Raw genomic sequence first — 13,834 nt, 5'->3', positions numbered from 1 at the left:
TGTTGACGCTACGGTAGTGGATGATGCGGATTGCTTCGGCGATGCGAGTGGCTCCATCGATCTGGTAGTAAGCGGCGGCACGGCTCCTTACACTTATACCTGGAGTAACGGTGCTGACACGGAAGATCTAACTAACGTTACGGCCGGTACTTATACCGTTACGGTGACGGATGCGAATAACTGTACCGAGACGGCGAGCTTCACGATTGAAGAAGCCAGCGACCTGGTAATTGATCTTGACGCCACAGTAGTGGATGATGCAGATTGCTTCGGCGATGCTTCCGGTTCTATCGATCTGGTAGTCAGCGGCGGCACTGCTCCTTACACTTACGCCTGGAGCAATGGTGCAGACACCGAAGATTTAACCAATGTCACAGCGGGCACTTACACTGTGACCGTTACGGATGCGAATAACTGTACGGAGACGGCCAGCTTTACAATTGAAGAAGCTACTGATCTGGTGATCGACGTTGATGCGACGTTGGTTGATGACGCGGATTGCTTCGGCGATGCCAGTGGATCGATTGATCTAGCAGTTAGCGGCGGCACTGCTCCTTACACATTCGAGTGGAGCAACGGCGCTGACACGGAAGATCTAACTAACGTCACGGCTGGAAATTACACGGTCACGGTGACCGACGCCAACAACTGTACAGAGACGGCGAGCTTTACGATTGAGGAAGCCAGCAATCTGGTAATTGATCTTGACGCTACGGTGGTTGATGATGCGGATTGCTTCGGCGATGCTTCCGGTTCTATTGACTTGGTAGTTAGCGGCGGCACGGCTCCTTACACATTCGAGTGGAGCAACGGCGCTGATACGGAAGATTTGACCAACGTTATCGCGGGCACTTACACCGTCACGGTGACGGACGCCAACAACTGTACCGAGACGGCCAGTTTCACGATCGAAGAGGCTAGTGATCTGGTAATCGATCTTGATGCCACAGTAGTGGATGATGCCGATTGCTTTGGCGATGCCAGTGGCTCTATTGATCTAGCAGTTAGCGGAGGCACCGCTCCTTACACATTCTCTTGGAGCAATGGAGCAGATACCGAAGATCTGACCAACGTCACGGCGGGCACCTACACCGTGACCGTTACGGATGCTAACAACTGTACAGAGACGGCGAGCTTCACGATTGAAGAGGCTAGCGATCTGGTGATTGATGTTGACGCCACGGTGGTAGATGATGCGGATTGCTTTGGCGATGCTTCCGGCTCCATCGATCTGGTAGTCAGCGGTGGTACTGCTCCATACACATTCGAGTGGAGCAACGGCGCAGATACGGAAGATCTGACCAACGTCACGGCGGGTACTTATACCGTCACAGTGACGGATGCGAATAACTGTACGGAGACAGCAAGCTTTACAATTGAAGAAGCTACTGATCTGGTAATTGATGTAGATGCCACGGTAGTTGATGATGCAGATTGCTTCGGCGATGCCAGCGGCTCCATTGATCTGGTAGTAAGCGGCGGCACGGCTCCTTATACATTCGAGTGGAGCAACGGCGCTGATACGGAAGATTTGACCAACGTCACAGCGGGCACTTACACCGTCACGGTGACCGACGCCAACAACTGTACAGAGACGGCGAGCTTCACGATTGAAGAGGCTAGCGATCTGGTGATTGATGTTGACGCCACGGTGGTAGATGATGCGGACTGCTTCGGCGATGCTTCCGGTTCCATCGATCTGGTAGTCAGCGGCGGCACAGCTCCATATACCTACGCTTGGAGCAACGGCGCAGACACGGAAGATTTAACCAATGTTACGGCTGGCACTTACACAGTGACCGTTACAGATGTGAATAATTGTACCGAGACAGCGAGCTTCACCATTGAGGAAGCTAGTGATCTGGTGATTGATGTTGACGCAACGGTAGTTGATGATGCGGACTGCTTTGGCGACGCTTCTGGCTCCATCGATCTGGTAGTAAGCGGCGGCACGGCCCCTTATACATTTGAATGGAGCAACGGTGCGGACACAAAAGATCTGACTAACGTCACGGCTGGAACTTACACAGTCACGGTGACCGATGCGAATAATTGTACAGAGACAGCGAGCTTCACCATTGAAGAAGCCACCGACTTGGTGATTGATGTTGACGCTACGGTAGTGGATGATGCGGATTGCTTCGGTGATGCCAGCGGCTCCATCGATCTGGTAGTCAGCGGTGGCACGGCTCCTTACACCTATGAGTGGAGCAACGGAGCTGACACGGAAGATCTGACCAACGTCACGGCTGGTACCTATATGGTGACCGTTACGGATGCGAATAACTGTACAGAGACGGCCAGCTTTACAATCGAAGAAGCCAGCGATCTGGTGATCGACGTTGATGCGACGGTAGTTGATGATGCGGACTGCTTCGGCGATGCTTCTGGCTCTATCGACCTGGTAGTAAGTGGTGGCACGACTCCTTACACATTCGAGTGGAGCAACGGTGCAGACACCGAAGATCTGACCAATGTCACAGCTGGTACTTATACCGTCACGGTAACCGACGCTAACAATTGTACAGAGACAGCGAGCTTCACGATCGAAGAAGCCAGCGATCTGGTGATCGATGTTGACGCCACCGTAGTGGATGATGCGGATTGCTTCGGCGATGCTTCCGGATCGATTGATTTGGTAGTAAGCGGCGGTACGGCTCCATATACCTATGCTTGGAGCAACGGTGCGGATACCGAAGATCTGACTAACGTTACTGCCGGAACCTATACGGTCACGGTGACCGATGCGAATAACTGTACCGAGACAGCCAGTTTCACGATCGAAGAAGCCAGCGACCTGGTAATTGATGTTGATGCCACGGTAGTGGATGATGCGGATTGCTTCGGTGATGCCAGCGGCTCCATCGATCTGGTAGTCAGCGGCGGCACGGCCCCTTATACATTTGAATGGAGCAATGGCGCAGACACGGAAGATCTGACCAACGTTATAGCTGGTACTTATACGGTCACGGTAACCGACGCTAATAATTGTACGGAGACGGCGAGCTTCACAATTGAAGAAGCCAGCGACCTGGTAATTGATGTTGACGATACGGTAGTGGATAATGCGGACTGCTTCGGCGATGCTTCTGGCTCCATCGATCTGGTAGTAAGCGGTGGAACTGCTCCTTACACATTCGAGTGGAGCAACGGTGCTGATACCGAAGACCTGACCAACGTCACAGCAGGCACTTATACGGTGACCGTTACGGATGCCAATAACTGTACAGAGATGGCGAGCTTCACGATTGAAGAGGCTAGCGATCTGGTGATTGATGTTGACGCAACGGTGGTAGATGATGCGGACTGTTTCGGTGACGCCTCCGGTTCTATCGATCTTGTAGTAAGCGGTGGCACGGCTCCTTATACATTCGAGTGGAGCAACGGCACTGATACCGAAGATCTAACTAACGTCACGGCTGGAACTTATACCGTTACCGTTACGGATGCGAATAATTGTACCGAGACAGCCAGCTTCACGATCGAAGAAGCCAGCGACCTGGTAATTGATCTTGACGCCACAGTAGTGGATGATGCAGATTGCTTCGGCGACGCTTCTGGCTCAATTGATCTGGTAGTAAGCGGTGGCACGGCTCCTTACATCCATGAGTGGAGCAACGGCGCAGATACGGAAGATCTGACCGACGTTACTGCGGGCACCTATACGGTGACCGTTACGGATGCGAATAATTGTACGGAGACAGCAAGCTTCACGATTGAAGAAGCCAGCGATCTGGTGATCGATCTTGATGCAACAGTGGTTGACGATGCGGATTGCTTCGGTGATGCTTCCGGTTCTATCGATCTGGTGGTAAGCGGCGGCACCGCTCCTTACACATTCGAGTGGAGCAACGGTGCAGAAACGGAAGATCTGACTAACGTTACTGCGGGCACTTACACGGTGACCGTTACGGATGCGAATAATTGTACGGAGACAGCAAGCTTCACGATCGAAGAAGCCAGCGATCTGGTAGTCGATGTTGACGCGACAGTGGTAGATGATGCCGACTGCTTCGGTGATGCCAGTGGTTCTATCGATCTGGTAGTAAACGGCGGCACAGCTCCTTACACTTATGCATGGAGTAACGGTGCTGACACCGAAGATCTGACCGACGTTACGGCCGGAACCTATACGGTGACCGTTACGGACGCCAACAACTGTACCGAAACCGCTAGCTTCACAATTGAAGAAGCCAGCGATCTGGTAATTGATCTAAATGCTACGGTAGTAGACGGAGCAGATTGCTTTGGTGATGCCAGTGGATCTATTGATCTGGTGGTAAGTGGCGGTACCGCTCCATATACATTCGGATGGAGCAACGGTGCGACTACCGAAGATCTTAACAATCTAACCGCCGGCACCTACACCGTGACGGTTACTGATGCCAACAACTGTACCGAAACCGCCAGCTTCACAGTAGAGGATGCAAGTGACCTGGTGATTGACCTGGATGCGACCGCAGTGGAAGATGTGGATTGCTTCGGCGACGCGAGCGGTTCGATTGCTCTGGTCGTAACTGGTGGTACGGCACCCTACACTTACGCATGGAGTAACGGTGGAAGTACCGGGGAATTGAATAACCTCGCTGCCGGAACCTACACCGTGACCGTTACGGATGCGAATAATTGTACGGAGACGGCTAGCTTCACGATTGAAGAAGCCAGCGAACTGGTAATTGATCTTGACGCCACAGTAATAGACGACGCAGACTGCTTTGGTGAAACTAGTGGCTCCATCGATATGGTGGTAAGCGGCGGCACCGCTCCTTACACTTATGCTTGGAGCAACGGCGTGGATACAGAAGACTTAGCTAACGTCACTGCCGGTACTTACACGGTTACGGTGACGGATGCGAATAACTGTACGGAGACGGCGAGCTTCACCATTGAAGAAGCCAGTGATCTGGTAATTGATATCGATGCAACGGTAGTGGATGATGCAGATTGCTTTGGCGATGCAACCGGTTCTATCGATCTGGTAGTCAGCGGCGGCACTGGTCCCTACACTTTTGCCTGGAGCAACGGTGCGGACACGGAAGACCTGATCAATGTCACGGCCGGTACTTATACCGTTACGGTGACGGACGCGAATAATTGTACGGAGACGGCGAACTTCACGATTGAAGAAGCGGAAGAACTGCTGGTCGATCTGGATGCCACCTTAGTGACCGATGCTGATTGCTTTGGTGATGCGAGTGGGGCTATCGATCTGGTGGTAACCGGCGGCACGGCACCATACACATTTGCCTGGAGTAATGGGGCAACTACGGAAGATCTGAATGGCCTTACCGCCGGTACGTATACGGTGACCGTTACGGATGCCAATAATTGTACGGCGGAAGCCAGCTTTGCACTAAGTGAAGCCAGCGATCTGATCGTAGCTATTCTGACGGAAGATGAAGCAGTCTGCGCCGGAGGTTCATCGGTGTTAACGGCAACGGTGAGCGGCGGGCAGCCCACTTACGAATATCTCTGGAGTACCGGAGCAACGACGGAATCCATTACTGTCACTCCGACGGAAACTACCGTGTACGGACTCACCGTCACCGATGCCAATGGTTGTGACAAACTGGCGAGCATTACGATTGAGGTGAATGAACTGCCCGACCTGATCGTCGATACGGAAAGTGGCGTCACGGCCGTTTGTGAGGACAACGATCCGGTTGCCCTGGCAGGCATTCCGGCCGGTGGCGTTTTCTCCGGAACGGGCGTGAGCGGTAGTACGTTTGACCCGGCCGGACTGGCAGTCGGCGACTACACGATTACCTACAGTTATACCGACGAACTGGGTTGCTCGGCGACAGAGACTCTGACCATCTCTATCCTGGCCGCACCGGTGATCGAGTTTGTAGCGGCGGATGCCTTCTGTCTGGAAGATGCGCCCCAACAACTGCAGGCCAGTCCGGGCGGAGGCACTTTCTCCGGACCCGGGGTTAGTGCACAGGGATTATTTACGCCATCACTGGCCGGAGTCGGTACTCACACGATTACTTACACCTTTACCAACGGCAGTAATTGCTCCGCCACGGGTACGATCGAGGTAGTGGTTAATCCGCTGCCGCAAATTACCATTGAAGAAAATGTGAGTACTTCCTGCGAAAGCAACGATGGTCGCATTCAGATTGCGATCAGCGGCGGTACGCCGGAATACACGATCGAATGGAGTAATGGAGCGACGGGCTTAAGCGTGGATAATCTGTCCGCCGGCACTTACGGCGTAACGGTTACCGATGCCGCCGGTTGCTCGGCAACTACCGAAGTAATTGTTACCCGGGAATGCTTTGACCTGGCGCTGATCAAACGGGTAAGCAATGTAAACCCGACCGATCTGTTCCCCGGCACCCTGGTACTGTTTACATTCGAACTGATCAATCAGGGCAACATTGCTGCGACCAATATCGAGATCACCGATTACATTCCGGACGGCATGTTGCTCGATGATGCCAACTGGTCACAATCAGGAGCACTGGCCACCCGGGTGATCCCCGGTCCGTTGGCCGGTGGTACTTCCACGATCGTTACCCTGGGGCTTCGGATCGATCCGGCTTACCCCGGCGGTAGCTCAATTGTGAATGCAGCGGAGATCAGTGCGGCGGAAAATGCCCTCGGACTGGAAGATGCCGATTCACAATACGATCAGATCAATGGCAACGACGGTGGCGGTCTGCCGAATTCTCCCGCTGACGATGCAGTGGATGGAGACGGAAGCGCTGCTCCCAATACCGGAGATGCTGCGGGAGATGAAGATGATTACGATCCGGCGGTGATCGATGTGCAGGTGCCCTGCGATATTACGGCTACTCTGATCCGGACCATCTGCGATCCGAACGGAACGGAAAGTAATCCGAACGATGATACCTGGACTTTCGAGATCCGGGTAAATGGTGAAGGAAAAGGTTCCGGCTGGACGGGTACAGTGAACGGTACGCCCTATAGCGGCAATTACGACGAAGTCACGACCATCGGACCGTTTTTCATCAGCAATGGTGCGGTATCCATCCTGGTTCGGGACAATGATGATCCCGATTGTACGGATGTACTGACGGTGGCTCCGCCCCAGACCTGCTCGGATGTCTGTGAGATCACGCTCATTCAGCCGCAGACGCCCTATTGTGATGATAACGGTACGGACTTCGATCCGTCCGATGATGTATACTTTGTAGTACTGGAAGCCAGTAATTTCAACGGCAGTCCGAACGGATGGGATGCTACCGACAACTTCGGTAATACCTGGTCAGGTAATTACGGCACAAGCTTCACTTTCGGACCGTATGCCTTTGCCGACGGTGCAGTGACGATCACTTTTGCCGATGATCAGGAGGGCGCTTGCCAGGAGGTCATTACGGTGGATCCGCCGGAGGAACGTTGTTCTGAAAACTGTCAGATCAATGCCATCGTTGAGACGATCATTTGTGATCCGAACGGCACGCCTTATGACAATTCCGATGATCAATATATCGCGATCGTGACCGTGGATGGATTTAATAACGGCAGTTTCTGGCGTTCCAACGATCCGAATACGCCTACCGGTCAGTACGGTGTAGCCACCATCCTCGGGCCATTCCCGATCAGTGGAGGTAACAAAGTGATCAATTTCCGGGATAATGTCAACAGTCAATGTACGGCTTCCGTCGTGCTGCAGGCACCCGATCGCGGATGTTCCAATGAATGTCTGATCGATGCCGTGGTGAACAACATCAAATGCGACGATAAAGGCACGCTCGATCCGTCGGATGATACCTATACCTTTGATGTGACCGTGATCGGTCAGCACAACTACGGCAACTGCTGGAACCAGAAAGAATTCGGTTATATCCAGGAAACCGGTGCTTACGGCGTTCCATTTACCTTCGGACCGTATATGGCCGGCGACGGCCCGGTAGAACTGACGTTCCGCGATTGTACCAACGATGCCTGTATTGTGACGGTTACGGTAGATCCGCCGGTAGGCTGCTCGGCCGATGTTTGTGAGATCCAGGAAGTAGCGGTGAGCAATATCGAGTGTTCGGAAACGGTCAGCGGGATGTTTACTTTCGATCTGGACGTGAGCGGGATCAACACGGGCGCCAACTGGAGAGCGGTCAGCGGAGACCTGGTCTTCACCGGAGTTTACGGTACAACGACCACCTCCATCGCCTTACCGGCGACCGGTAATCTCTACACCTTCGAACTGACCGACCTGGAAACCGGAGATTGTACTACTACCTTCACGGTACAGGCGCCTACGGCCGAAGACTGCTTTATTTGCCCGATCACCGCCGCAACGGCCAGCAATATTGCGTGTACGCCGAATAACGACGGCACCTTTACTTTCGATCTGCTGGTGGATGCCGCACCCGCTGAAGGTAGCTGGACGGCAACCGGCGGAGGCATCAGTTTTATTGGTAACTACGGTGAACTGACCACTTCCGCACCGATCCCGGCTACGGGAGAGACCATCACCTTCACGGTAGTGGACAACAGCAACCCGGACTGCAGCACGACCGTAACGGTAACTGCTCCAACCGCGGAAACCTGTTCCGAATGTACGCTGGAAGCGCTGGTCTCTAATGTGAGCTGCCACGAAAGTGGTGATCAACTGTTTGTCTTTGACCTGACGGTGACCGGCGAAAATACTTCCGGAACCTGGACGGCATCGGCGCGGGACATCACCTTCTCGGGTAGTTACGGAGAACCGGTAACCTCACCGGCCTTCGTCACCATGGGAGAAGTACTCACGGTAACCATCGTTGACGATGAGGACCCGAGCTGTACGACTACCGTCGACATCGGAGTGCCGGATGATTGTGGCGAATGTAACCTACGGGTGGAGATCGGACAGATCGTCTGCGATCCGGCCGGCACCTACGGTAACAATGAGGACGATACTTTCTCCTTCAGTGTGACCATTAGAAACGGTAGCGGCAACGGATGGGTCAGTATTGACCGCAAATACTCCGGTATTTACGGTCAACCGACCATGATCAGCGGAGTGCCGGTTTCGAATGGTGCCATTACGATTCAGGTACTGGACAAAACCAATCCGGAATGTCAGGCGGCCATCTTTGTAAATGCACCCGAACCCTGTTCGGATCTGTGCGTCATCGATGTCGCAGAAAACGATATTGAGATCATCTGCAATGATGGCGGTACCCCCGCCGATGCGTCGGATGATATATTCACCGCGAGCATCATCGCCACCTCGATGGATGTAGGGGCCAGTATCGGTTACATCGTTTCCGACGAAAGCACCGGTGAGGTGCTAGGTACCGGCTTCTACGGCCAGCCATTTATGCCGGTCTTCCCGTTCCCGGTAGCTGAGGGTAGCCGAAATCTGGTATTTATCGATCTGCTCAATCCGAATTGTGAAGCGATCGTTACCCTCGATCCGGCGGATTGTCGGGTTTGCGGAATAGAAGCGGTGATCAGCAACGTTACCTGTGATGATAATGGTACCGGCGCGGATGCAACCGATGATGTCTACTACTTCGATCTGACGGTCAATGCAGCCTACGCCTCGGCCGGATGGACCTTCGCGGAAGCCGGTCTGAGTGGCGCTTACGGTGAGACCATCACCCTGGGGCCATTCCCGATCAGCGAAGGTAACGTCAGCCTGACGCTGGCCGATGCCGAAGATGCCGGTTGTATGACTACTGCTACGGCCCAGGCACCCGCGCCCTGCTCGGATAGCCAGTGTGCCGTGACGGCGGAGATCCAGGAAGTAAGTTGTGATGACATGGGAACTCCGGAAGATCCTAACGACGATACCTATACGGCAACCGTATTTATTTCCAGTGTTAATGCCTCCGCTCAGGGTTGGACGAGCAGTAATGGGCAGTCCGGAACCTACGGAGAAACGGTGGTGCTCGGTCCTTTCCCGCTTGCCGATCAGACCATTGTGATCAGTGATCAGCAGAACAGTGAATGTTCCTTCAGTCTGGAACTGACACCGCCGGCTCCTCAGGTCATCTGTCCGGATGACGTAACCGGATTCGGGGATGGTGATGGTGGTTACCTGGATTTCATCTGCACCGATGTGGATTTCATCCTCAACAACCCGGGCAGCCTGATCGTGACCGGCGAACCCTTTATTCTGAATGCCTGCGGGGTCGATCACATCGATTTCTCCGATGAGATCGTCGATGACGGGGAGTGCACGGTGATCACTATTCTGAGAACCTTCACGATCCATACGATCACCGGTCAGGACTTTACCTGTGAACAGCGGATCTACATCCGCAAGCCGAATTTTGACGATGTCAATATGCCGGTAGATCTGTCCTTCGATTGTGACGCTACCTTCGAAACGGATGATAACGGTCACCCGCATCCAAATGTGACCGGTTACCCGACGGTGCTTACCGCCTTTGATGAATTCTCTCTGGATCCTGACTATTGCAATCTGTCGGCATCTTATGCGGATGAAGTGGTTGGCGGTTGTGCCGAAAGTGTGGTCATCAACCGGACCTGGACCATCACGGATGAATGTCTGCCGGGTGAAAGTCTGGTGGAAGTGCAGGTGATCACGATCGACGGATTCGGCACGGCCAGTATTATCTGTCCGGTGGATCAACACAACGGTCCGGTACTGGATGGCATCATGATCTTCGGTACCGATCCGGAGAAATGTTTTGCCACCGTAGAGATTCCGATGCCGATCGTGGAGGTCAACAGCAGTTGCGAAGCGATCGACTACGTATTGATGACGGAGATCCTGGACAGTGAAGGTGCCGTTATTTCGGTGATCGGTGAGGGTGACTCCCGCGTGATGAATACCCTGCCGACCGGCGAATACATAATCCATTACATTCTGCAAAGTGCCTGTGGCCTGCTGGCTACTCAGGACTGCCCGTTCCGGGTAGTGGATGAACTGGCTCCGATAGCGGAATGTGTCGGTGGACTGAATGTTTCCATCGGTGGATTTGGTCTGGCCCGGATCTACGCCGAGCAGATCGATAAAGGTAGTTACGACGAATGCGGTGGGCCGATCACGATGGAAGTGCGTCGGAAATATACCCGCGATCCGGAGACCTGCGATACGCTGCTCACGCCGTTCTACTCGGATTGGGGGCCGTATGTCGATCTGACCTGCTGCGATGCCGGACTGTACGTGGAAGTTGAATTGCGCATCACCGATATCAACGGCAATACCAATGTTTGTAACACCAGTATTCTGGTTGAAGATAAGAGTCTGCCGTTCTGTACCGGTCTGGAGGATGAATTTATCCACTGCGATGAACTGCCGCTGAACTTCCAGGCCAGTGATTCCACGATGTTGGCCGGACTCTTCGGAATTCCCGATGTAGTGGATAACTGTGCCGCCGAAGCCATTGAACTGGCGCCGGTGATCGCACTGGACGAGTGTGGTGGGGGAACCATCACGCGTCGCTTCCAGGCCGTCGACCGGGTTGGTAATGTTTCGGCCAGTATTTTCGAACAGGTCATTACGATCCAGTACAGCGCAGATTACGAGATCGGATTCCCCGCGGATGTGGAGACGGATTGTATCGATGAGTACGGCATCAGTCTGTATAAATTCGGATGTGATTCCGTAACGGTTCGTTATACGGACGAGATCCTGCCGGTATCCGGCGAAGCCTGCGCCCGGATCATGCGGACTTACCACGTGATCAACCACTGTGAGTGGGACGGTATTTCGGCTCCGGTCGTCATCAGCCGGGATGAGAACTGTAATGGTATAGCCGGCGAAGCGGATGTCTGGGTACTGAGTCGCTCGGCGAACGAGGTGTATGTTGATGCAGACCGGAACGAGAACAACTTCATTCCGAGCGCCAACAAAAAGTCCGAGGTCTGTGACGGCACCACCAATCCGGCAGGCTACTGGCGTACGGTCAACTCCACGGGTTACTGGCAGTACAGTCAGATCATCAGCTTGTACGATGAGGTGGATCCGGAAATCGACTTTGAAGAACCGGCACCGTTCTGTACTACTACCGAGGAGTGTGCGGCTGAAATACTCTATCCGTTCACGATCACCGAGAACTGTATCGCGGAATTGCTGAATTTCACCATTATGGTGGATGAAAACGGCGACGGATCGGTGGAACGGGAACTGATCAGCGAAGATGCGCTGGTAGGTACTTATCCGAACTACGCTATCCGGACTACCTTACCATTGGGTAAACATAATCTGCTTATCCGGGTAGCGGATGGCTGCAACAACCGTTCGACAGCCATCATGCCGCTAGAAGTAGTCGACTGCTTTGTACCCGATCCGATCTGCCTGGATGGTATGATCGTCAATCTGGAAGCACTGCCGGCGGATACGGATATCAACGGCGACGGATTTACGGACGAGGCCGCAGTTTCGGTATTTGCTTCCGAGCTGGCTTCCTGTAATCTCAGTGAATGCGCCGCACCGCTCCGATTCTCCGTGAATCGTATCGGCGAACTGCCCGATCTGGACCGGAGCAGCCTCCAACTGACCTGTGACGATCGCTACAGCGTGGATCTGGAAGTCCATGTGTGGGATAATGCCGACAATCCGCTGGCGCCACAACCGGACGGTACGGTCGGCGGACGCAATTTCAAGTCGTGTACCGTGAGGGTATTCGTTCAGGACGAACAGGAGATCTGTACCGGTTGCGGAGAGATCAGTGTGGAGGGAACGATCGAGACCTCCTGGTCCGTTCCGGTGGAAGATGTGATCGTACATTTGGAAGGCGAGGCGATGAATGCCGATGACCAAACGAACGTACAGGGCATATATCTGTTTAACAATGTGGTAGATGGATACAACTACCGCATTACACCGGAAAAGGATGGTGATGACCGCAACGGGCTGACCACTTTCGATCTGCTTTACCTGCGGGCCCATCTGATGGGTGAGAATGTGATCACAGATCCGTACCTGCTCATCGCTGCGGACCTCAATGGTAGCGGTACCGTCACTACGATGGACCTGCTCGAAATGCGGCAGTTGCTGCTTGGTGAAAACGATGATCTGCGGACCAATACCAGCTGGCGATTTGTGGATGCGGCTTACGAGTTTACCAATACGACGAATCCGCTGGCGGAGGACTTCCCGGAATACATCGAGGTGGACAATCTGCTGGATTGCCTGTCGGGCGCTAATTTCCGGGCGATCAAGATCGGTGATCTCAATGGTTCGGCGATCGCCAACAGTGAAGATCCCGGTGGAGCGAGAAACGCCGTGGGCAAATTTGGCCTGAACGTAGACGATCAGCTGCTCGAACCCGGTAAGGAATATCGGATCGATATTCATTCGGACGAGTTGCAGCGTATTCTCGGCTATCAGTTCACGCTGAATTTCAATCCGGATGCACTGGAATTAATGGATATCGAATACGGAATAGCCCAACCCGAGCATATCGGCCGGCGATTTGTCGACCGCGGAATGCTCACCAATAGCTGGAATCATCCGGATCTGGATCCCGGAAATACAATGAGTACCAATAGGTTATACACCCTGGTGGTGCGATCGAAAGTAAATGCACCGCTCAAACAACTTATTTGGATTGATTCTCGTTATATCTCCCGTGAAGCCTACGGAGTTGAAGGACAAGCGCTCGATGTAGAGCTTCATTTCAATCCATCGGTCAAAACGTTGGCTACTTCCCCCCGATTATTCCAAAACCACCCGAACCCTTTTGGTCAGCAGACCAAAATAGGCTTTGAATTACCCGTGCAAAGTTCAGTTGAATTTTTGCTCATGGACGCCCGTGGACAGCTGTTGAAAATAATAACGGATGAATATCCGGCAGGATACAACGAAATTGTCCTGGAACGTGGGAATCTTCCCGCAGGTTTATTATATTACAGCATGAATGTAAACGGGTTCTCCGCAACGCGAAAAATGGTTCTAATAGATTGA

General features: G+C 53.3%; 1 protein-coding gene (cut by a window edge). It reads left to right on the top strand.

Annotated elements, in window-relative coordinates:
• On the top strand, positions 1 to 13,834 hold the 3' portion of the coding sequence (locus tag CRP01_RS43035; protein WP_233752766.1) for an SdrD B-like domain-containing protein. It extends 25,454 nt beyond the left edge of the window; only the last 13,834 of its 39,288 coding nucleotides appear in the window; the start codon falls outside the window, past its left edge; its stop codon occupies positions 13,832 to 13,834.

The organism is Flavilitoribacter nigricans DSM 23189 = NBRC 102662 (assembly GCF_002646595.1).
Taxonomy (GTDB): domain Bacteria; phylum Bacteroidota; class Bacteroidia; order Chitinophagales; family Saprospiraceae; genus Flavilitoribacter; species Flavilitoribacter nigricans.
Note: the sequence above shows the minus strand (reverse complement) of the source record. Positions and strands in the feature narration are given on the sequence as shown.